Genomic DNA, 20,466 nt, shown 5'->3' with positions numbered 1-20,466 from the left:
TCAGTTCTCCCGGATCGTCGAACGCGGATCGAGGACCGCCAGCAGGAAGTCCACGATGAGGTTCACCAAAAGCACGCCGATGCCGTACACGAGCACGATCCCCTGCACCAGCGGATAGTCCTTCTGCAGAATGGATTGCGAGATCGTCGAACCCAGTCCGGGCCAGGCGAAGACGTTTTCCACCAGCACGGTGCCCGCGACCAGGGTGGTGAGCATCATTCCGCCGAGCGTCAGCGTCGCGGTCAGCGCGTTCGGCAGCGCGTGGCGCAGGTAGACTAGCCGGGCGGGCAGCCGTTTCGCCCGTGCGGTGCGGACGAAATCGTTGCCCAGCACGGAAAGCGTCTCCACCCGGACGATCCGGGACAGCGTCGAGGCCGGGCCGAGTGCCAGCGCGATGATCGGCAGCACCAGCGAACCCGCGCCGTCGTGTCCGGCCACCGGGAACCAGCCGAGCTGCACCGCGAAGAACGCCACCAGCGCCACCGCGACCAGAAACTCCGGGATCGCGGCGAACAGCACGGTGGCCGAGGTGAACCCCAGCTCGGTGCCGCGCCGCCGGCCGCCGCGGGTCAGCACCGCGAAGGTCAGGCCGAGCGGGATCGCCAGCCCGATGACCACCACGAACGCGGGCAGCGCCAGCTGCAGCGTCGCGGGCAGCCGGTCCGAGATGACGTCGCCGACCGGCTGCCCCGTCAGCATCGACGTGCCGAAATCACCGCGGAACAGCCCGCCGAAGTAGTCGAGGTACTGCTGCCACAGCGGATGATCCAGCCCGAGCGCGGCACGCCGGGCGTTGACCATCTCGATCGGCGCGGTCAGGCCGAGCGCCGAGCGCACCGGGTCGCCCGGGATCAGCTGGATCATCAGGAACGCCATGGTCACCAGCACCCACAGCGACACCACGAACCGCCCGAGGCGGCGGGCGCCGAAGGTCAGCCATGGACTGACCTTCGGGCCCGCGACGGCGATCGTGCCGGTCATCAGGCGTACATCCGGATCGTGGTCGGCTTGAGGTAGCCGTTGACGATCTCGAATTTCGCGTTGCTGCCGTAGGTCGGGACCACCGTGTTCGCGAACTGCACGACGTCCTGCTTCTCGAACAGCGCCGATTCCGCGGCCATCCAGTCCGCGCAGCCCGCCTGCCCGGCTTGCGTGGAAGCCTTGGCAACCAGCGCGTCGTACTGCGGGTTCTTGATGTGCGCGAAGTTCGTGCCCTGCGGCGGCTGCCCGCCGGACACGAACGGCACCAGCTGGCTGGGCAGGGTGAGGCCGAGCGGAGCCATCGAGATGTCCCACTCTCCGGTGGCGAACAACAACTGGCTGAGCCCCGGGCTGTCGACGCCCTTCAGCGTGACGTCGACGCCGGCGCTCTTCCAGCCCTGCTGCATCAGCTCCGCGCCAGGGGGCATCGTCGGACCGGCCTGCGTGCCGTAGATCGCGGTCAGCGCGAGCCGCTTCCCGTCCTTCACCCGGATGCCGTCCGCACCCGGTTTCCAGCCCGCCGCGTCGAGCGCCGCCTTGGCCGCGGCGACGTCGAAGCCGGGGATCTTCCCGGTGACCGAATCGCCCTCGCACGGCCGGGGTTCGATGGTGACCATGCCCTTGACCGGCGCGCTGCCGTCGCGGGTCAGCACCTTCGCGACCTGCGGAAGGTCGATCGCCTGGATCAGCGCGCGGCGCATCGCCTGGTCCGCGCCGAACCGGCCGGGCGCCTGGTTGAAGAACAACTCGCCGAACGGGGAGACGATGTCGGCGTGGTACAGCCGCTGCGCCTTCAGCCGCTGCTGGTCCTGGCCGATCACCGAGCCGGCGTTGACCTCGCCGGACAGCAGCAGGTTCGACATCGTGGTCATGTTCGGGATGACCCGGATGTTGACCTTGTCCGGCAGGCCCTTCTGCTTGGAGTCGAACTGGCCCGCACCCCAGGTGTAGTCCTTGCGCCGGGTCAGCGTGTAGTGGTCGTTCGGCACGATCTCGGTCATGGTGAACATGCCGGTGCCGTTTTCGCCCTTGGCGAGCGTCTTCCGGTCGGCCAGTCCCTTGGCGCAGACGATGGGCAGGCCGGCGAGATTGCGGAGCAGGAACGCGTCCGGAGCCCCGCTGGTGATCGTGACCTTGTCCGCGTCGGCGGCCGCTTTCGTGCCAGTCTTCACCGTGACGCCGGCGAGCGGGGACTTGTTCGCCGGGTCGCCGACGAAGCTGATGTTCGCCGCCACGTCGGCCGCGGTCAGCGGGCTGCCGTCGGAGCAGGTGACGCCCTTGCGCAGGGTGAAGGTCGCCGTCGTCGTGGTGGCTTCCCACTTCTCCGCGAGCGCCGCCTCCGGCTGGCCCTTGGAGTCGAGGTTGATCAGGCTGTCGTAGAGGAACCCGTCGAGGTTGCGGGCGACCGACAGCACGGTGATCGCCGGGTCGAGCGTCCCCGGGTCGGTCGGGATGGCGTAGGTGAAGGTCTTGCCGTCGACCAGTTTCTGATTCGCGGTCCGGTCCGTCCCGGATTGCGCTGATCCCCCGCACGCGCTCACGGTCAAGGCCACCACGCCCGCCATCGCGGCGGTGAGCCGGGCAGTTTTCATGGGATTTCTCCTATGGGGTCGCGCTCTGGAGGTAGTCGATCGCCAGCCGGGCGGCGGCGCCGATGGACGCGTCGACCGCGGGAAGGCGGTCTTCGAGCGAATGCGCGCGAGTGAACACCGCGACCGCGAACCGGCGGCCGTCCCCCAGGGTCACCACGCCCGCTTCGTTGCGGATTCCGGGCAGCGTCCCGGTTTTCGCCGCGATCGCCACGCCGGACGGGAAGCCGGACGACAGCCGGTGCGGCCAGATCTGCTGCGCCATGATCGTGCGCACCCGTTCGCAGGCCTCGGGTTCGCCTGCCCGGTCGGTCCAGATCGCGTCGAGCAGCGTGGTGATCTCGCGCGGTGTGGACGACGTGGTGCGTTCCGGGTCCCGCACCGAAAGCTTGTCCAGCTGCTCCGGCGTGGCCCCGCCAAGCAGGGCTTCGAGGTCGGAGTCCGGGGTGCCGCCGAGATCCGTGACGACGGACGCGAACAGGTCCTCGCAGCAGCCGATCAGCCGGGTGCGGGCGAGCCCGAGATCGGCCAGCACCTGGTCCACGGTTTCCTGGCCCAGCCGGTGGTAAAGCACGTCGGTCGCGGCGTTGTCGCTCATCGTGAGCATGAAGTGCGCGAGGTCGCGCCAGCTCATCTCGACGTCGTCGGCGCAGCCCGCGGTGCCGATGCCGCCGATCCGGTACCGCGCGGTCACCTTGGTCCGTTCGGTGTCGTCCAGCCGTCCGGCCGCGACCTCGCGGGCGTAGGCGAGCGCCACCGGGATCTTGAACACCGACGCGAGAACGACCGGGGCGTCCCCGCCCGCGGACACTTCGGGACCCGGCACGCCGATTTCCCGGGCATGCAGGAATCCTTCCGTGCCAGCGTCGGCGAAGACGGCCTCGATCTGTGCGCGGATCCCGCTCACTGCCCGACCCGTCGGTCGGCGCGACCGGTGTGGATGAACTGGGCGCGGCCGGTTCCGTCGTCGCCGACGAACGCGTGTGCCATGTAGACACCCGGCAGCTGTTCGGTCTTGGCGACGAACGTGTCGCCCTGGCTCGGCAGCAGTTCTTCCTTCCCCGAGGGCGCGCCGATTTCGGCGAAGATTCCCTTCGGGGTGCGTTCCATCCAGAGCTTGCCGTCCTCCTCCGTGACGACGGTGTCGGCGACCATCGACGAGTACTCGCCCACGTACCGGGAAAAGTCGGCCGGAGCTTCGGCGGGATTCGGCTCGGGCCGCGCCGGAACGGTGACGCCCGCGAGTTCGTCCAGCAGCTTGGTGAAGATCTCCTGGTACACGTGCATCGGCTGGCCGCCGTTGGTCAGCAGCGCGACTGCCACGTCCTGCTCGGGCACCACGCGCAGGAAAGCCGACTGGCCGATGGTGCCGCCGTCGTGGCCGATCACCGTGCCGCCGTCCCAGTCGAAGAGCATCCAGCCGAGGCCCCAGCGATCGGCCATCCCGAGGTGGGGCACGTCCACCTGCGCTTCGCGCATCGCGAGCAGCGACTCCGGCAGGACGACCTGGGTGCCGTCGTCGGCCTTGCCTTCGTTCAGGTGCATCCGGACGAAGGTGAGCAGGTCGCGCGGGCGCATCGCGAGCGTCGACCCGGCCGGCGAGTTGGAGCGGGTGAGCGCCCAGATCGGCGCGGGCACCGGGTCCTCGTCCGGCTTCGGGGAGATGTGGCCGATCGCGGCGCGGTAGCGGATCGCGTCATACGGGCCGGATGCCGCGTGGGTCAGGCCGAGCGGGGCGAAGAGGTGCTCGCGCACGCAGTCGTCCCAGCACTTGCCGCGCAGCACCTCGATGACGCGGCCGAGCACGCAGTACCCGGCGTTGTTGTAGGAGAATCGCTCGCCGGGCGGGAAGAGCTGCGGCACGTCGGACAGCGTCGCGACGAGCTTCTCCACGCAGTCGTCGCCGGGTCCGGTGTCGGTGAAGATGTCGCCCTCGAAGCCGGCGGTGTGGCAGGTCAGCTGACGGACGGTGATGGCGGCCGCGGCCTCCTCGTCGCCGAGCGCGAACTCCGGGAGGTAATCGCGCACCGGCCGGTCGAGGTCGAGGCGGCCCTCGTCGACGAGCTGCATGGCCAGCGTGGTCGTCCACACCTTGGTGATCGACCCGATCTGGAACACCGAGTCCACAGTGGACTCAACGCCGGTGCCCTTGTTGACCACGCCCGCCGCGTGGTCGATCACCTCGCCGTCGGCGAGCACCGCGATCGCGGCTCCGGGAACCTGATGTCTGGCCAGCAGAGCGGCGAAATTCTCCTGAAGCCAGGTCTCGATTTCGGAAATTTTCGACATGTGCACCTTCTGTCCGGGGGAGGGTGGACCGGCGTTTCGGAAATGCTAGGTCCGTGGCGGACGTCACTAGTTCGTCCGGACCGAGGAGAGCGCGGGGAAAGTTCCTCCGCTCCGACGAATCAGGCCGCTCGCAGCGACTCCACCGCCGTCGCCGCGGCGAACCCGATGAACGCGTCCCGCTCGGGCACCCGGGAGCGGGAATCCCCGGCACGGGTGAACACCGCGACCGAGTACCGGCCGCCGTCCGGGTACTCGACCACGCCGACCTCGTTGCGCACGGCGGGCAGCGTCCCGGTCTTGCCGCTGGTGCGGATCCCGTCGTCCGGGAACCCCGAACGCAGCCGGTGCGGCCAGACCTGCAGTTCCATCCAGCGTCGCACGTCCGCGCACGCCTCGGGCGCGGCCGCTTCGTCGCGCCAGATCAGGCCAAGCAGCCGGGTCATTTCGGCGGCGGTGGTGCGGCAGGACTTCTCCGGCTGCAGCGCGCGCAGCCCGGAAACCTGTTCGTAGGTCAGTTCGGCGAGCGCCCGTTCGTCGTCCTCGTAAGAGACGCCGAGATCTTCGCCGATGGTGGCGAGCAGTTCGCCGCAGTCCTGCGGCACGACGGTTTGGGTGAATCCGAGGCGGCGCAGCGTGCTGTTCACCGCGTCCTTGCCGACCTCGGCGAGAATCAGGTCGGTGGCGACGTTGTCGCTGATTCCGATCATCAGAATCGCCAAATCGTGCCAGGACATCAGGACTTCGTGCCGGAAGGTGGCGAGGCCGTACGGGCTCGGCGTCGGATGCCCCGGCTTGACCGCGATCCGGGTGCCGAGGTCGAGCGTCCCGGCGGCGGCCTGCCGGGCGAGTTCGAGCGCGATCGGGACCTTGAACACCGACGCGGGAACGACCGGGACGTCCTCGCCGATCCCGATGCTGCGGGTGCCGTAGACCTCGGCGGCGTGCAGCCGGACCTCGACGCCGACCTCCTTGGCGCGGCGGGTGATCGTTTCGGATGCGGTGGCCATGGCCCTCCTGTCTACTGTGGACTTCTCCGGCAGCAGGAGGGAAGTTCTTGGTGCGCCCGGAAACCACGCTGTCCCGACCTGCCGGGTTCCCATTGTGTGGGAGGTCGGCCGACCCGGAGTTGGTGCGATCGTAGGAAGGTTGCTCGGCGATTCCCGTCAGGAGAGCAAGACGGGCTCAGACTTCTTCGGGCCGTTCCACGCGCGGCAGCAAATGCAGCTGCAGCATCGCCGCGAACCGATCCCCCGGATCGTCGAGATCAATCCCGCCGACCTCAGCAAGCCGGCGCAACCGGTAGCGGAAGGTGCTCGGATGCACGTACGCGGCGGCCGACGCGGCACTGATGTCCCCGAACGAATCAAGCCAGCACCGCAGCGTGTGCACCAGCTGGGACTGATGTTTGGTGTCGTACTCCAGCAGCCGCGCGATCGGCCCGGTCGCGACGTCGCCGCGTGCTGCGGAAAGATCGGCCAGCTCCAGCATCAACGCCTCGATGTGCGCGTCTTCGGAGGTGATCACCCGCTTCGAACCGCCGTTGGTGAGCAGCACCCGCAACGCCCGATCGGCCCCGTCGCGGGACGCGTGCAGCCCGGATCTGTCTAGCGCCAGCGGGCCGATGCCGATCGCCGCGGCGACCCGGCGGCCGGTGCGCTCCAGGAAGGTCGACGCGACGCGCACCGAGCGTTCACGGCAATCTCCGTGATTCCCTGGCATCGGGACGATGCCATACGCGACATCGCCGACCAGCGCTACCGCCGATCGGGGCTGAACGGCGCTGAGGTGCATGGCGAACGCGTCGGCGACTCGCTGGCGTTCCGCGACCAGCCGGATGTCGTCGTCCGGCGCTTCGAGCAGCCCCATGGCGAGCACGATCGTCGGCTGCCCGAGCAACCCGAGGCGCGCGATGGCTTCCTGCGCGCCGGAACCGCCTTCGAGCGCCGTGCTCACCAGATCGGCCCGCAGCCGGCGTTCGACGTCGGCCCCGGCGCGCAGCCGAAGCATATGCAGCGCAACGATTTTCGACGCGTCGATCAGGGCCGCGGTGCGTTCTTCGCTGAGCTCTTTGTCGACAGCGGCCCAAATCGACCCGAGGATCTCGTCCCCCGCCCGGACCGCGAGCGCGGCGCGGATCATGACGATCTTCTTGTCGTAACCGTCTCCCGGATAGACGTAAACCGGGCCCTGATCGCGGTAGAGCCGCTCGAAAATGCCATCGTTTTCCAGCTGGCGAGTGAACCGTTCGGGCACTTGGCGGCCGAGGATCGTTTCGACGCGGGAAGGATCGGCCTCGTCCTGACGACCGGAGAACGCGAGCACCCGCGAGTTGCGGTCCTCGATGGTGACCGGCGCGTCGAGCAGCGCGGCGACGGCGTTGGCGAGGGCGAAAAGGTCACCGGACGGCATCCCGCCGAGGGTCTGCGGGGAAACGTCGCCGACGTCGCCCTCCGCGAGCAGCGTGCGGAGCATGGCGGCCAGCTGCGCCCACGACGCGCCGCTGGCGAGCCCGAGCAGCGCGACCCCGGACGAACTGGCCGCCCGGGACAGTTCCGTCGAGGCGGCGACCGGCGACCGCACGACCAGCGCGGCGGCCCCGCGCGCCGCGACGGTGTGCAGCAGCTGGACGATCTCGGCGGATTCGCGCACGCCGACCCCGAGCACCACCGCCTGCGCCGGAAACTCGGCGTCGTCGTGCGGGTCGTGGATCACCACGCCGCCGAGCTGCCGTCGCGTGTCGCGGCCGACCGCGACCGGCTCGAGGAGCACGTCCCCGAGCGCTTCGAGGACGCGTCCCAGACTCGTGTGCGGTTTGCTCGGCACCGGTGTCAGCACCCCCCGAAGGTAGATCCGGCCTCGCCCGGACCGGCTGGTCCGATCCGACCAAATCTACCTCCGGAATTCGTAGCGGGCTACGAACCGATCCACACCTTTTCCGAGGTCACCTCGTCGAGCAGCTCCGGAATCGGGGCGACGCCGAGGCCCGGTCCGGTCGGCACCGGAAGGTGGCCGCCGGACAGCACGAACGGTTCGGTGATGTCGGTCCGGTAGAACCGGTCGGACGCCGAGGTGTCGCCGGGAAGGGTGAAGTTCGGCAGCGAGGCCAGCGCGACGTTCGCCGCCCGGCCGAGGCCGGTTTCGATCATCCCGCCGCACCACACCGGAATCCCGTGCGCCGCGCACACGTCGTGCACGCGCCGCGCTTCCAGGTACCCGCCGACGCGGCCCGGTTTGATGTTCACGATCTGGACCGCGCCGAGTTTGATCGCGTCCGCCGCCGCGCGCGCCGACACAATCGACTCGTCGAGGCAGATCGGCGTCTGGATCCGGCGCGCCAGTTCGGCGTGGCCGAGCACGTCCTCCTCTTCCAGCGGCTGCTCGATCAGCAGCAGGCCGAACGGGTCGAGTCGGGCCAGCTGCGGCGCGTCGCCGAGGGTGTACGCGGTGTTGGCGTCGACCTGCAGCAGCACGTCGTCGCCGAAGCGTTCGCGGACCGCGCGCACCGGTTCGACGTCCCAGCCGGGTTCGATCTTCAGCTTGATCCGCACGTAACCCTCGTCGAGGTACCCGCCCACGACGTCGAGCAGCTGCGGGATCGTGTCCATGATCCCGACCGAAACGCCGCACGGCACGGAATCGCGCACCGATCCCAGCTCGGCGGCGAAAGACCGTTCGTGCGCGCGGAGTTCGGCGTCGAGCACCGCCATCTCCAGCGCGCCCTTGGCCATCCGGTGGCCCTTGAACTTCGCCAGCAGCGGAGTCACCTTCGCCGCGGTGATGTCGTCCTCCGCCAGCAGCGCCGGCACCAGGTGGTGGCGCAGCACGTGTTCGGCACCGTCGTTGTACTCCGAGGAGTACAACGGCCCGGCCATCGTCACGCATTCGCCCCAGCCCTCGCCGGTCGGCGTGACCGCGCGCAGCAGCAAGAGCTCGCGGACGGACTGGGTGCCGAACGAAGTCCGGAACGGGGCGACGAGCGGCATCTGCACCCGGCGCAGTTCCACACCGCTGAGTTTCACTGCTCCTCCTTGGAAATCACGTAAAAGCCGGCTCGGTCGAAGCCGGTCACCCGGCCCCCGGCGGCCATCAATCCGCCGAGCGATTCGCGCAGCGCGGCCCGCCACGCGGCGGCTCGGCCGGGATCGGTGGTGCGCAGGCCTTCGATGTCGGGCGGGACGGCGACGAGCACTGTCGGTCCGTCGGCGGAACCGGCGGCTGGGCCACCGTCCGCACCAACGGAGAGGGCCACGTTCGCGCCTTGGCTGATTAGCGCTTTGGCGTCCGTGCGGATCGGCTCGCCGAACGCGGCGTTCCGCACGGCCGGACTGGTCAGTTCCCAGGACACCATCAGCCGGTCGGTGTCGCCGGAACCGTTGATCCCGTCCGTCATCGGCCCGTAGAAATCCCGCAGATAACGCACCGGGAGCGCGCCGAGCTTGCCGAGGTTGAAATACGCGTTCCGGCGGACCAGCGGGTCAAAAGTCCATTTGACCGCCGAGACATCCTGTTCCAGCGCCCAGCCTCGCTGATGCAATTTCAGCGCGTAGCCGATTCCGCGTCCCACGCCCGCCTTGGCGACTCCGGCGATGTGACTGTGCAGGCTGCCTTTTCCGGGGTTGCCGAAAAATCCGACGCACGCACCGAGCAGCTCGCCGCCGGCGAACGCGCCCGCCACGTAATTCCCCGCCGACGAAAGCGCGCGCAGCAGCTCCGTAGTCACCGGGCGGGTGCCCGGCGCGGACCGCCAGATCGTCTCGAACAGCACTCCGACCGCGGTCATTTCCGCGATCTCGGTGATCTCCCGGACTTCGACCCCCGACGCGGCGGCGGCCGCCCGCGCCGCCGCGACCGCTTCCGCCGCGACGGGTCTTTCCGTGTTCATCGCAAGATTCGTCACGGGATGATCCTTTCCCGGCTTCCCCACCGACGTCACCGTCGTGCTCGACCAGAATCGCCCGCCGGATTCGTCGGAACCGACGGACTTCCCTTCGTCAGCACGTTCTCCACCAGCGCGGCCAGCAACGCGGTCCGTCGCGGCAATTCCTCGACCAAGACATGTTCGTGATCCGCGTGCGCGCCGCCGCCGACCGCGCCGAGACCGTCGAGGGTCGGCACGCCCAATCCCGCGGTGTAATTGCCGTCCGAAGCCCCGCCGACAGCCGCCTCAGTCAATTCCGGCAATCCCAGTTCCGCGGCCAATTCCTGTGCCAGCCCGAACAACGCGGCCGAGGAAACCGAGTCCAGCGGCGGACGGTTGATCCCGCCGGTTATTGTTATCTGCGCGTCCGCCAGCACCGGTTGCAACGCGCGGACCTCGCGGTCAACGCGAAGCTGTTCTTCCTCGTTCCACACCCGCACGTCAACCTCGACGTCGGCGGCTGCTGGCACGGTGTTTACCGTGGTACCAGCCGAAAGCACCGTCGGCACCACACTGGTGCCGCGTGCCGGATCGGCGAGCGCGGCGACCGCGAGCACCTGATGCGAGATCTCGATCCCGGCGTTGATCCCCTTCTCCGGTTCGAGCCCGGCGTGCGAGGCGCGTCCGGTCACCTCGATCCGGTAGTGGGAAACGCCTTTGCGGCGGGTCTTGATCGCACCGCCGTCCGCCGACGCTTCGAGGACGAACGCCGCCGCACAGCCGCGCGCCTCCTCCTCGATCAGCCCCCGGGACGACGGCGAGCCAAGCTCCTCGTCGCCAGTGACCAAAATGGACACTCCACTTCGGTCCGGAAGCGCCGCCGCGACGTGCAACGCCATCACGACGCCGGTCTTCATGTCGAAGCAGCCCGGACCGCGCAAAACGCCGTCCCGCACGGAAAACGGATGCGTCTCCAGCGAACCCATCGGCCAGACCGTGTCGTGGTGGCCGAGCAGCAGCACGCGCGCCGGTCCGTCGCCGAACCGCCAGCACAGATGCGTCCGTCCATCCAGGACGATCCGTTCCGGCTCCACGCCGAGCAATCTCTTGCCGACCTCGGTCAGCACGTCCGCGCTGTGCGCCACCGCGTCGAGGTCGGCGGACGGGGATTCGCAGCACACCAACGTTTCGATGTCGGCGAGCAGCGCGTCCACATTGAACTCGGTCATCGCGGCTCACCCCGCAACGGCTGACCGGGGAACGCGTCGGTGAGCAGCTGCCCGTCGCGTACCACCGGCGTACCCGCGACGAACAGGTGCCGCACCCCGACGGCAGGCCGGGTCGCATCGAAATACGTTGCGGTGTCAGTGATCGTGGCCGGATCGAGAACGACGATGTCCGCGTCCGCGCCCACGTTCAAGCGGCCCTTGGTCCGCGCACCCGGCGCGACCTCGTCCAGCACCCGCGCGGGCAGGTAGGAGCAGCGCCGGAACGCCTCCAGCCAGGTCCAGACCCCGGCCTCGCGCACCATCAGCCGCAGCGACTTGGAGAACGTCCCCGCCGTGCGCGGATGCGTCGCGCCACCCGGCGGCAGCGGCCATTCGGTGGATTCGTTGGCCCCGTTCTGCCAGTACACCGGCATCGCGTCGCTCGCGACGATCGAGTCCGGGAAGGCGAGCGCCTGGTGCAGCAGGGTGCGGTCGGCCGGGTCGTCCTCGTTGAGGAACTCGAGGATGCACGGCGCTCCCGGCGTCTCGGCCCGGACCTGCAGCAACCGTCCCTCGTCGGCGATCCGCTCGCCGGTCTCCAGCAGGATCACCCGGGACGGGTTGAGGCCCTTCATCTTCAGCCGCTCCGGCGAAATGAAGGCCGCGCCGACCGCGGTACTGCCCGCACCGTACGGATAGGCCTCGACCGTCACCCGCGACCCGGCGGAACGGCCCGACTCCAGCGCGCCGAGCACGCGGTCGATGTGCCGTCCGGAAGTGCTGTTGACGTGGCAGTGGTGCATCGCCGCACCGGTCTCGGCGGCGACGATCGCGATCTCCTCGGATCCGTCGGCCGGCGTGCCCGGATCGACCTCGACCAGCTCGCGGACGTGCGTGTACGTCGGCGCTTCGGCCTGCTTGGCCAGCTTCGCCAGTGCCAGGAACTCAGCCGGATCGCTGGCCGGCGCGTACCCGAGCAGCACGCCGACGCCGAGCGCGCCCGCCGCCAGCTCACCCTCCACAAGGGACAGCCAGGCGGCCAGCTCGGTCTTCGACGACGACCGCTGCCATTCCGGAATGCCGAGCACGGAGAGCCCGGTGTTGATGTTCGCGTCCGGCTCGATGCCGGCGAGCACCTTCGCCCGCGCGGACCCCCACGAAGCCGAGAACCCGTAGTGCAGCGGACGACCCGCCGCGGCTGCCTCGGCGTACGCCCGTTCGACCGGCATCAGCCCGGCCTCCAGGTCGAGCGCCGTCGTGACGCCGTCCATCGCCTGCAGCCGCTGTCCGGCGATCGTGTGCACGTGACTGTGCAGATCGATGAACCCCGGACCGACGATGTACCCGGCGACGTCGATCTCGACCTGGTCGTCCGCACTCGGCAGCCCTGGTCCGACCGCGATCACCTCGCCGTCGGCTACCAGCACGTCAGCTGTGCCGTCGAAGCCCGTAGCCGGGTCGATCACGCGACCGCCACGCAGCAGTGTCCGCATGCTTGCCTCCTCGCCTCGCTGCTGGCGACCCTAGGAGGTTTCCCGGACAGTCCGTTCGTACGCGCGGACGAATCCGGGGCGGCAGATCTATCCGCGCGCACAAATCGGAATCCGCTGGGCCAGGCTCCCCGGCGGCCCTAAGCTGCGCACATGGCCTGCCGGATCACCGAACTCGTCCTCGACTGCGCCGACCCGCAACGGATGGGTGATTTCTGGTGCGAAGTCCTCGGCTACGTCGAACTCGGCTGGGACGGCGACGACCTGGAAATCGGCCCGCCCGGAGCCGGTTTCGGCGGCCCGCAGCCGACGCTGATCCTCAGCCGCAGCACCGACCCGAAACCCGCGAAACTGCCGCTGCACCTGGACGTGAACCCGACCGACCGGGACCAGGACGCGGAACTGGAACGCCTGCTCGCGGCCGGGGCCCGGGCCGCCGATGTGGGGCAGACCGGCGAGGAGTCGTGGCACGTGCTGGCGGACCCGGAGGGGAACGTGTTTTGTCTCCTCCGGCGGCGGGTGGGGGTCGTGAGTGCTAATCCCGGTTCTAACCGGGATTAGCACTCACGACCCCACCCACTCCCGATACCGAAACTGCCCACCCCGCACCAGCTCGTCAGCAAACTCGAACCCACTCCGCCGCACCCGCCCAGCCGACGGCGCCGGGAAATGCGACGGAAGCAAAACCGCCCCGCTCTCCTCCGTCAGCAACCGCCTCCGCACCTCCGCCGCCGCTCCTGGATCCACGCAATACCGGGTACTCAACTCCGGATGCCGAACCTGCACCCCGTGGTGCAGCGTGTCCCCCGCCAGCAGAACAGTCCCCGCACTGCCGCGAACCCGCACGCAGACATTCCCCGGCGTATGCCCGGCCGCGGGAACAAGCTCCGCGTGCTTGCCCACCACCGCATCCGGAGCGACAAAGCTCAACTGCCCGGCCTGCTCGATCGGCAGGACGCTGTCGGCCAGGTAATCGCCAGTCCGGCGCATGGCCGCCGCACCGGCTTCACTCGACCAATAGCGGAACTCCTCCTCGACCACGTAGTGCGGCGCGTCCGGGAAAACCAGCTCCCGCTGATCAGTCGCGGCACCGACGTGATCGGTGTGCAGATGTGTGAACACGACAGCGTCAACATCCCGGACCCCGGTCGCGCGGAACTGCCGCATCCACCGGTCCGGCAGCTGGTCGAACTCCGCGCGCTGACGGTCCTTCCCCGCCCCGACGCACGCGTCGACCACCAGCACCTCGTCCGCCGAGCAGACGAGAAACGACTGGATGACGAAGACCAGCTTCCCCGTCGCACGGTCGAACCACGGCTCCTGGGCGTACCAATCGGCCAGGTCCGGCTCTAGTCCCGGGAAGAACTCCCCGGGCTCGATCAGCAGCCGGTCGTCCTCGATCAGCGGAACGACCGCGACGTCACCGAGATCGAACCAGTGCGCCATCTCGCTCCTTCCTCGTGGCCGAGCGCACCCGGCTCAGCCCCACCGCGCACGCGATCGCGACGAGCACGGGAACGGCGGTCACCAGGACAATGGTCTGGGCCGACAACGCCAGCGCGAGCAGGACACCCGCGACGCCCGGCCCGACGATCGACCCGATGCGCCCGAGCGCGGCCGCCCAGCCGACCCCGGTGGTGCGAGTGCGAACCGGATAGATCGAGACCGCGAGGGTCAGCTGGCCGATCTGCCCGGCCGTGACGCCGAACCCGGCCCCGGCCAGCAACACGAACAGCAGCACCTCGCCGACCGGGACCGTCGCGACGAGCACCATGCACACCGCGCCGATGGCGGGCATCAGGATCAGCGCGCGGGCAATCCCGATCCGCGCGGCCAGCGGGATGAGCACCAGGCCGCCCGCGATCCCGCCGAGGGTCAGGAACGCGAGCCCCAGCGGGGCCTTCCCGGCGGCGAAGCCATATCCGGTGAGCAGCGTGGGAACCCAGGAGATCAGGACGTACGCGGTGATGAAGATGAGGAACGAGAACGCCCAGATGAGCGACGTCGGCAGGCGCAGCCCCGGCCCGAACAGCCTGCTCACCTTGGCCTCCTCCTTCGCGCCGCTCGCAGCTGTCCCGGCGGGCTCGCGAGCGGGCAGCACCATCGCCATGACCGCGGCTAGCAGCAACGGAGCCAGCCCCGCGACGTAGAAGACCCCGGCGGAGCCCACGCTGTGCAGCAGCTTGCCGCCGAAGAACCCGCCGAGACTGCTCCCGGACGCAAGACCGAGCGTCACCGCCACGGAGACCAGCTCGCGGCGGCCCTCCGCGCTGTGTTTCGTCGCGAGGGCCACCCCGGCCGGCAGCACCAACCCGAGGCCAAGACCAGTCACGAGGCGGGTCGCGGCGAAGACCGGCATGGACTTCAGGTGCAGGATCACGGCAGTCAGTACGGTCGCGCCCGCGAAGATCAGCACGCCGGTGAGCACCACTGACCGCGCCTTCATCCGGGCTCCGACGTAACCCGCGGCCAGATATCCCGCGACGACCCCGATGTTGGTCAGCACCAGCGGCAGGGTGAAGGCGGCGGGCGCGGCACCCCATTCGTGGGACAGCGTCGGGATCGTGAACGACAGTGCGGCGGTGTCGAAGCCGTCGAGGAGGACCGCGAGGAAGCAGAGCACAACGACTGGCCAGTGGATACCGGGCTTGCTCATGGCGTGTTCTCCAGTGCGTGCGTGATCCGGAAGCTGGGTTGGGTGCCCGGCGAACCGGACCGCGCGAATTCGGTCCACCACAAGCGCATCTGGGCACCGAGGCGTTCGACGTCCGCCCAGCTCGTGTCGCCGAGCATCGGGCTGTCGCGCCAGGATTCGCGAGTGCCCAGCAGGAACGGCAGTTCGAGGCAATGGATCGCGCCGTATCCGCCGTGTTCCGGGGTCCAGGCGAACTCGTAGGAGTACGCCGCCCCGCCATACTGCTGAGCCAACGCACGAGACGGACGGCCGAACAGCGGCTCAGTCTGGTCCACGATCGCCTGCCGGATCTCGGCGTCCTGAACCCCGATCGCGAACGCCGAACACTCCTGCGTCGTGTACCCGATCATCAAGTCCGGCAACGGATCGGACAGCCGCACATCGAGGTCAACGAGCCCGAACGGCGGCCGGGTCGACGTCGGATCCTTCGCGGCGTTCCACCGAAGCGTGCTCCGCTGCGCGGAAAGCAACTGCTCGACTGACGCGGTCACCGGGTCCTCGCCAAGCGTGTCGGCGAAATACCGGCCGATCTCCAGCGCTTTCTCGCGCTTCTGGATGATCGCGGGGTCCGGGGAACTCTGGACGATCGCCCGCTGGAAGAGCGGACGGCTTTCCGGCTTGGACGCCAGGGCGAGCGTCGAAAGCGCCCCCGCGGACTGCCCGAAGACGGTGACGTTCCCCGGATCGCCGCCGAACGCCGCGATGTTGTCGCGCACCCATTCGAGCGCGAGGGTCTGGTCCGCCAGTCCGAGATTGCCCTCGCTGACGCCCTCGTGGACCAGGTAGCCGAACACCCCCAGCCGGTAGTTGACCGACACCACGACGACGTCGCCGTCCGCCGCGAGCCGTCCGCCGTCGTACCAGGGCAGAGTGCCGCCGCCGCTCAGGAAACCGCCCCCGTGCAGCCACACGAGCACCGGACGCGCCCCGGTCAGCGCGGGAGTGGCGACCGCGAGGTAGAGACAGTCCTCGGACTGCGGCGGTTCCTCTCGCGGCGGCCCCATCGCGGCCTCCAACCGCGAGCCGAGCTGCGGACAGATCGGGCCCGGCCGCATTGAGTCGGAGGAATGCGCGGCTGGTCGCGGCGGCTGGAACCGCTCAGCGGTGCCGTAGCGCACCCCGGGGAAACGCAGGACACCGTCGGGACCGGACGGCGGATGGGCAGTGACAGGCTGGCGCTCGGGCATCTCGGCTCTCCTTTGAGCGTGCGTCCGACGCCAGCCCGGAGACCGCCGTCGACCCGCAGTCAGGCTAAGAAAGTCCGGAATGCCTGGCCAATGCTCTTTACCACCCGAGACATGCTTGCCCGGCTATACCTCACCGCGCGACTCTCCGCTCCCGCCGCGGTCCGTGAGGGGAACCCTGAGGGACTCTGATTCCCTCAGGGTTCCCCTCACGGACATGACGACCAGGTCAGGCGGGCACGAAACGAGCATTTCGGCAGCCTCACCATCCTTTGTGGACGGTCGGCATAGCTTAGCCGGGCAGTTTCAGCGCTTGGCGTGGGCAGCGATGGTCGTGAGGGGCACCTTCACGGAATCTGATTCCCTCAGGGTTCCCTTCACGGACCCTCACCGGGTAACGCGGCTCCCCGCCCTCCGCCGGTTCAGCACGCACCGCCCGGGACGCGCGCACTGGCTCGGCCCGCTTGCCCCCGCCGGAAAGGATCTCCGCGAGCTTCCCGATCAGCATCCCCAGCAACGGAAGCCAGATCGGGCACAGCATCAGCACCAGCAGCGGCCCCATGATCTTGAAAATCTCCAAAAATCCGTGCATTTCAGCGGTCCGCCTTCTCGTTCTCGGCCAGCAGCGTCGCGAGCGCGCGCACCGCACGGTGCTGCAGTGCCCGGACGCTGTTGGGGTTCTTGTGCATCGTTTCGGCCACCTCGGCGACGGACAGCCCGGCGAAAAACCGCAGCCGCAGGCATTCGCGCTGCGGTTCGCTCAGGCCGGACAGGCAGCGCCGGAGCCCGGCGGCTTCGATCCGGGCCAGTGCGAGCCGGTCGGCCCCGCCCCGGACGTCCGGGCCGTCGTGGTCCTTGCCGTCGAGCAGTTCCCGCCGGTAGCGGGCCGATTTTCGGTGGTCGCGCAGCAGGTTGTCGGCGATCGTGTACAGCCAGCCGGTGAACGAGCCGACGTCCGGGCGGAAGTCCGGCAGCTTCCGCCACGCACGCAGGAACGCCTCGCTCGTCAGGTCCTCGGCCACCGTCGCCGTCGGCACGCGCATCCGCAGGTACCGGAAGACCGGCGACGCGTGTTCCTGGTAGATGACGGCGAACGCGGCCTGATCACCCGACCGCGCCCGTCCCAGCAGCTCCGTCTCCACCGGGCCTCAGTCCTGCAGCCGCAGCGCCGCGACCGGGCACGCGCGCACCGCCGCGTCGACGAACTGCCGGTCCGTCTCGGGTGGAGTTTCGTCGAGGACCTGCACCACGCCCTCGTCCCCGACCTCGAAGAACTGGTCGGCCATCGCCTCGCACATCCCGAGGCCTTCACACTTGCCGGTGTCCGCGACGATCTTCATCACGCCGCCTCCCGCACCACGGGCACGAAGTCGACCTTGTCCCGCACGCCGCAGTCCGGGCAGGTCCAGTCGTCCGGGATCTCCGACCAGGCGGTTCCGGCGGCGAAGCCCTCCAGTTCGTTGCCCTCCGCGACGCGGTAGACGTAGCCGCAGCCGGGGCACCGCGCGGCGTCCACGTCGTCGGCCAGCTTCGCCCGGCGGTCCGCGGCGGGCTCCTCCGCGGCGGCAGTGACGACCGGGTACTTCTTCAGCAGCGACGGCAATTTGCCCGGCTGGACGTTCGCCTGCCGGAGATCGCCGTCGAAGTGCCGGTAGACCCGCGGATCCATCACCTTCCGGAACCAGGCCGGGACCAGCGCGACGACCATCATCCCGGTGTAGCCGGTCGGCAGGACGGGGCTTTCCTTGAAATCGCGCAGGGTCTGGAACCGGCGCGTCGGGTTCGCGTGGTGATCGCTGTGTCGCTGCAGGTGGTACAGCAGCACGTTCGTCGCGACATTGTTGGAGTTCCAGGAATGCGCCGGAGTGACCCGCTCATACCGGGTCTTGGCACCGGTGGTGACCTGCTTGCGCAGCATCCCGTAGTGCTCCATGTAGTTCACGATCTCCAGCAGCGAGAACCCGAAAACGGCCTGCACCACCAGATACGGCAGGATCCCGGCACCGAGCCAGGCGATCAGCCCGCCCCACAGCACCACGCTCATCAGCCACGCGTTGAGCACGTCGTTGCCGAGGTGGAACGGGTGACTTCCCTTGCGGGCATAGCGTTTCCGCTCGACGCCCCAGGCACTGCGCAGCGAGCCGAAGACCGTACGCGGCCAGAACCGGTAGAAGCTCTCGCCAAGCCGGCTCGACGCCGGGTCCTCCGGAGTCGCGACGCGGACGTGATGCCCGCGGTTGTGCTCGATGTAGAAATGCCCGTAGAAACACTGCGCCAGCGCGATTTTCGCGGCCCAGCGCTCGGTGCTTTCCCGTTTGTGGCCGAGTTCGTGCGCGGTGTTGATCGCGATGCCGGCGACCGTGCCCAGCGTGACCGCGAGGCCGATCTTGCCGCCGACGGAAAGATCGCCGCGCGCCAGCATCCACGCGCCCGCCACGAATCCGGCGTACTGCAACGGCAGGAACAGGTAGGTGATCCAGCGGTAGTAGCGGTCCTCCTCCAGCGCCTCCATCACCTCGTCCGGCGGATTGGTGTGGTCGTAGCCCGCGACGAGGTCGATCAGCGGGACGAGGACCAGCACCACAAGCGGGCCCAGCCACAGCACGGCGTCGGATCCGGTCGCGGCGTGCAGCCCGATCGCACCGAACGGAAGCAGCGGCACCACCAGCCCGAGCAGCCACAGGTGGCGCTTGCGGTCGTGCCAGGCGGTTTCGCCGTTCGCGCCGGCGAGGCGGTACTTCTTCATGGCGGCCTCCTGTCGTTTCCCCGAAGGTAGGAATCCGCGTGCGGCGGAGCACTGTGCGCGAAACCGAAACGTCCGGCTGCGTTGGGTCCCGGGCACGAACCGGGCGTACGGTGCTGCCTGTGACGTCGACGGCTGCCGCCACACTGGCCAAGGTCGCGGACTCGGTCCTGGCCGAGATCGCGCTGCTCCGCGCGCGGATCGTGGCAGAAGTCGCCGCCGAACTGCCCTCACTCGCGCCCGACGCGCAGGCCGCTGAGCTGCTGGACAGCACGGTCCAGGAAAACCTGGTCGCCGCGCTGGGCGTGCTGGGCGGCGCGACGGAGCCGGTGGACGTCGGGGCGCCGCCGGTCGCGCTGGAGTTCGCGCGGCGGCTGGCCCAGCGGCGGGTGCCGATCACCGCGATGCTGCGCGCGTACCGTCTCGGCCAGGCGGCTTTCCAGCAGGAGATGATCGCGCGGATCGCGGTCGAGCCGGTGGAGGCCGCGGACGTCGCGGTCGCCGCCACCGAACTGTCCCAGGTGGCCTTCAACTACATCGACAAGATCTCCGAGGAGGTCGTCGAGGCCTACCAGCTGGAACGCGACACCTGGCTGCGGCATCGCAACGCGGCCCGGCTCGCGAAGGTGCAGGCCGCGCTGTCCGGCAAGCCCGTGGACACCGCCGACGTCGAGAAAACCCTCGGCTATGCGCTGTCGGACCGGCACGTCGGCGCGGTCCTGTGGTGTGGCCCGGAGCTGGACGAAAGCGACCGCCTGACCACCCTCGAACAGCACGCGGCCCTGCTCGCGAACGCCCTCGGCGCCACGCCGCTGGTCGTCGCTCCGGACGCCTCGACCGTCTGGGCCTGGTTCCCGGCCTCGGCGCTCGACCTCGACGCGGTGTCCGCCGCGCTCGCGAGTTCACCCGATCCGGTGCGCGTCGCGCTGGGCGACCCGGCGAGCGGACTGGCCGGCTTCCGCACCACCCACCAGCAGGCCCGCCAGGCCGAGGCGGTCGCGCAGATGACCGAACGGACCCAGCCGCGGCCAGTGACCGCCGCCGCGCAGCTCGGGCCGTTAGCACTGGTCGCGGCCGATCCGGCGGCGGTCGCGGGCTGGGTCCAGTCGGTGCTCGGCACGCTGGCCGACGACGACGAGGGGCACCACCGGATGCGCGAGACGGTGTGGGCGTACCTGTCCAGCGGGAGCAGCCTGATGGTCGCCGCGCAGGAGTTGCACCTGCACAAGAACACCATCCAGTACCGGCTCCGCAAGGCCGAGCAGGAACGCGGCCGTCCGCTCTCGGAGGGCCGGATCGACGTCGAGGTGGCGCTACTGGCGTGCCGGCTGCTCGGCCCGGCGGTGCTCCGGCCGGTGGACTGACGTTTTGTGCCGCGGGACCAAACGGGTCCCGCCGTCCCGGTCCACAGACCGATGCTCACGCCCCG

At 69.4% G+C, this 20,466-nt stretch carries 18 protein-coding genes; 2 read left to right on the top strand and 16 right to left on the bottom strand.

All coding sequences use genetic code 11. From position 1 onward, the window contains the following. The 10 genes from ACFSVL_RS03530 to ACFSVL_RS03485 form a co-directional block, all read right to left on the bottom strand. Positions 1 to 981 carry an ABC transporter permease gene (locus ACFSVL_RS03530; RefSeq protein ID WP_378300348.1) on the bottom strand — a complete coding sequence of 327 codons (981 nt, stop codon included), beginning with the start codon at positions 979 to 981 and terminating at the stop codon, positions 1 to 3. After that, positions 981 to 2,573 (bottom strand): ABC transporter substrate-binding protein, encoded by a 1,593-nt coding sequence (locus ACFSVL_RS03525; RefSeq protein ID WP_378300346.1) that lies wholly within the window; start codon positions 2,571 to 2,573, stop codon positions 981 to 983. Before ACFSVL_RS03525 ends, ACFSVL_RS03530 begins: the two co-directional genes overlap by 1 nt. A 10-nt stretch (positions 2,574 to 2,583) precedes the next feature. After that, complete coding sequence (locus ACFSVL_RS03520) at positions 2,584 to 3,477, bottom strand: serine hydrolase (protein ID WP_378300344.1); 894 nt, start codon at positions 3,475 to 3,477, stop codon at positions 2,584 to 2,586. Further along, positions 3,474 to 4,859: a serine hydrolase gene (locus tag ACFSVL_RS03515; protein ID WP_378300342.1), complete on the bottom strand. Its 1,386-nt coding sequence runs from the start codon at positions 4,857 to 4,859 to the stop codon at positions 3,474 to 3,476. The genes ACFSVL_RS03520 and ACFSVL_RS03515 overlap by 4 nt, the downstream gene beginning before the upstream one ends. Before the next feature lie 119 nt (positions 4,860 to 4,978). Then, a complete protein-coding gene (locus ACFSVL_RS03510; RefSeq protein ID WP_378300340.1) occupies positions 4,979 to 5,866 on the bottom strand; it encodes a serine hydrolase in 888 nt (295 codons plus the stop codon). A 175-nt stretch (positions 5,867 to 6,041) separates the two neighbouring features. After that, positions 6,042 to 7,694: a PucR family transcriptional regulator gene (locus tag ACFSVL_RS03505; protein WP_378300338.1), complete on the bottom strand. Its 1,653-nt coding sequence runs from the start codon at positions 7,692 to 7,694 to the stop codon at positions 6,042 to 6,044. A gap of 77 nt (positions 7,695 to 7,771) precedes the next feature. Then, positions 7,772 to 8,878, bottom strand: a complete 1,107-nt coding sequence (menC, locus tag ACFSVL_RS03500; RefSeq protein WP_378300336.1) for an o-succinylbenzoate synthase — start codon at positions 8,876 to 8,878, stop codon at positions 7,772 to 7,774. Then, a complete protein-coding gene (locus tag ACFSVL_RS03495) occupies positions 8,875 to 9,741 on the bottom strand; it encodes a GNAT family N-acetyltransferase (RefSeq protein ID WP_378300409.1) in 867 nt (288 codons plus the stop codon). Before ACFSVL_RS03495 ends, menC begins: the two co-directional genes overlap by 4 nt. Before the next feature lie 47 nt (positions 9,742 to 9,788). Then, positions 9,789 to 10,946 (bottom strand): M20 family metallopeptidase, encoded by a 1,158-nt coding sequence (locus tag ACFSVL_RS03490; RefSeq protein ID WP_378300334.1) that lies wholly within the window; start codon positions 10,944 to 10,946, stop codon positions 9,789 to 9,791. Beyond that, positions 10,943 to 12,418 (bottom strand): amidohydrolase family protein, encoded by a 1,476-nt coding sequence (locus ACFSVL_RS03485; RefSeq protein WP_378300332.1) that lies wholly within the window; start codon positions 12,416 to 12,418, stop codon positions 10,943 to 10,945. The genes ACFSVL_RS03490 and ACFSVL_RS03485 overlap by 4 nt, the downstream gene beginning before the upstream one ends. A 150-nt stretch (positions 12,419 to 12,568) precedes the next feature. Here ACFSVL_RS03485 and ACFSVL_RS03480 point away from each other — a divergent pair, with 150 nt between their 5' ends. Next, positions 12,569 to 12,976 carry a VOC family protein gene (locus ACFSVL_RS03480; RefSeq protein ID WP_378300330.1) on the top strand — a complete coding sequence of 136 codons (408 nt, stop codon included), beginning with the start codon at positions 12,569 to 12,571 and terminating at the stop codon, positions 12,974 to 12,976. 3 nt (positions 12,977 to 12,979) lie between these two features. Here ACFSVL_RS03480 and ACFSVL_RS03475 read toward each other — a convergent pair whose 3' ends face one another. The 6 genes from ACFSVL_RS03475 to ACFSVL_RS03450 all read right to left on the bottom strand — a co-directional run bounded on the left by ACFSVL_RS03475 (position 12,980) and on the right by ACFSVL_RS03450 (position 19,040). Beyond that, positions 12,980 to 13,861, bottom strand: a complete 882-nt coding sequence (locus ACFSVL_RS03475) for an MBL fold metallo-hydrolase (protein ID WP_378300328.1) — start codon at positions 13,859 to 13,861, stop codon at positions 12,980 to 12,982. Then, complete coding sequence (locus ACFSVL_RS03470) at positions 13,836 to 15,071, bottom strand: MFS transporter (RefSeq protein WP_378300326.1); 1,236 nt, start codon at positions 15,069 to 15,071, stop codon at positions 13,836 to 13,838. The genes ACFSVL_RS03475 and ACFSVL_RS03470 overlap by 26 nt, the downstream gene beginning before the upstream one ends. Beyond that, entirely contained in the window at positions 15,068 to 16,297 is a 1,230-nt protein-coding gene (locus tag ACFSVL_RS03465) for a carboxylesterase family protein (RefSeq protein ID WP_378300324.1), read from the bottom strand. The genes ACFSVL_RS03470 and ACFSVL_RS03465 overlap by 4 nt, the downstream gene beginning before the upstream one ends. A gap of 590 nt (positions 16,298 to 16,887) precedes the next feature. After that, positions 16,888 to 17,436 carry an RNA polymerase sigma factor gene (locus ACFSVL_RS03460; RefSeq protein ID WP_378300322.1) on the bottom strand — a complete coding sequence of 183 codons (549 nt, stop codon included), beginning with the start codon at positions 17,434 to 17,436 and terminating at the stop codon, positions 16,888 to 16,890. A 6-nt stretch (positions 17,437 to 17,442) separates the two neighbouring features. Further along, on the bottom strand, positions 17,443 to 17,634 hold the full coding sequence (locus tag ACFSVL_RS03455) for a ferredoxin (RefSeq protein WP_378300320.1): 192 nt from the start codon (positions 17,632 to 17,634) through the stop codon (positions 17,443 to 17,445). Continuing rightward, positions 17,634 to 19,040, bottom strand: coding sequence for a fatty acid desaturase (locus tag ACFSVL_RS03450; protein WP_378300319.1), 1,407 nt, complete (start codon positions 19,038 to 19,040; stop codon positions 17,634 to 17,636). The genes ACFSVL_RS03455 and ACFSVL_RS03450 overlap by 1 nt, the downstream gene beginning before the upstream one ends. Positions 19,041 to 19,159: 119 nt before the next feature. Between ACFSVL_RS03450 and ACFSVL_RS03445 the strand changes: the two genes are divergently transcribed. After that, a complete protein-coding gene (locus ACFSVL_RS03445; protein ID WP_378300317.1) occupies positions 19,160 to 20,401 on the top strand; it encodes a PucR family transcriptional regulator in 1,242 nt (413 codons plus the stop codon). The last annotated feature ends 65 nt before the right edge of the window (positions 20,402 to 20,466 follow it).

Source organism: Amycolatopsis silviterrae (genome assembly GCF_042684085.1).
Lineage (GTDB): Bacteria > Actinomycetota > Actinomycetes > Mycobacteriales > Pseudonocardiaceae > Amycolatopsis > Amycolatopsis silviterrae.
This window is presented reverse-complemented; position numbering and strand designations above follow the sequence as displayed.

Coding starts and splice junctions, on each gene's coding strand:
- ACFSVL_RS03530 (WP_378300348.1), bottom strand. CDS start 981: ATGACCGGCACGATCGCCGTCGCGGGCCCGAAGGTCAGTCCATGGCTG.
- ACFSVL_RS03525 (WP_378300346.1), bottom strand. CDS start 2,573: ATGAAAACTGCCCGGCTCACCGCCGCGATGGCGGGCGTGGTGGCCTTG.
- ACFSVL_RS03515 (WP_378300342.1), bottom strand. CDS start 4,859: ATGTCGAAAATTTCCGAAATCGAGACCTGGCTTCAGGAGAATTTCGCC.
- ACFSVL_RS03510 (WP_378300340.1), bottom strand. CDS start 5,866: ATGGCCACCGCATCCGAAACGATCACCCGCCGCGCCAAGGAGGTCGGC.
- ACFSVL_RS03495 (WP_378300409.1), bottom strand. CDS start 9,741: ATGAACACGGAAAGACCCGTCGCGGCGGAAGCGGTCGCGGCGGCGCGG.
- ACFSVL_RS03490 (WP_378300334.1), bottom strand. CDS start 10,946: ATGACCGAGTTCAATGTGGACGCGCTGCTCGCCGACATCGAAACGTTG.
- ACFSVL_RS03485 (WP_378300332.1), bottom strand. CDS start 12,418: ATGCGGACACTGCTGCGTGGCGGTCGCGTGATCGACCCGGCTACGGGC.
- ACFSVL_RS03480 (WP_378300330.1), top strand. CDS start 12,569: ATGGCCTGCCGGATCACCGAACTCGTCCTCGACTGCGCCGACCCGCAA.
- ACFSVL_RS03475 (WP_378300328.1), bottom strand. CDS start 13,861: ATGGCGCACTGGTTCGATCTCGGTGACGTCGCGGTCGTTCCGCTGATC.
- ACFSVL_RS03470 (WP_378300326.1), bottom strand. CDS start 15,071: ATGAGCAAGCCCGGTATCCACTGGCCAGTCGTTGTGCTCTGCTTCCTC.
- ACFSVL_RS03465 (WP_378300324.1), bottom strand. CDS start 16,297: ATGCCCGAGCGCCAGCCTGTCACTGCCCATCCGCCGTCCGGTCCCGAC.
- ACFSVL_RS03455 (WP_378300320.1), bottom strand. CDS start 17,634: ATGAAGATCGTCGCGGACACCGGCAAGTGTGAAGGCCTCGGGATGTGC.
- ACFSVL_RS03450 (WP_378300319.1), bottom strand. CDS start 19,040: ATGAAGAAGTACCGCCTCGCCGGCGCGAACGGCGAAACCGCCTGGCAC.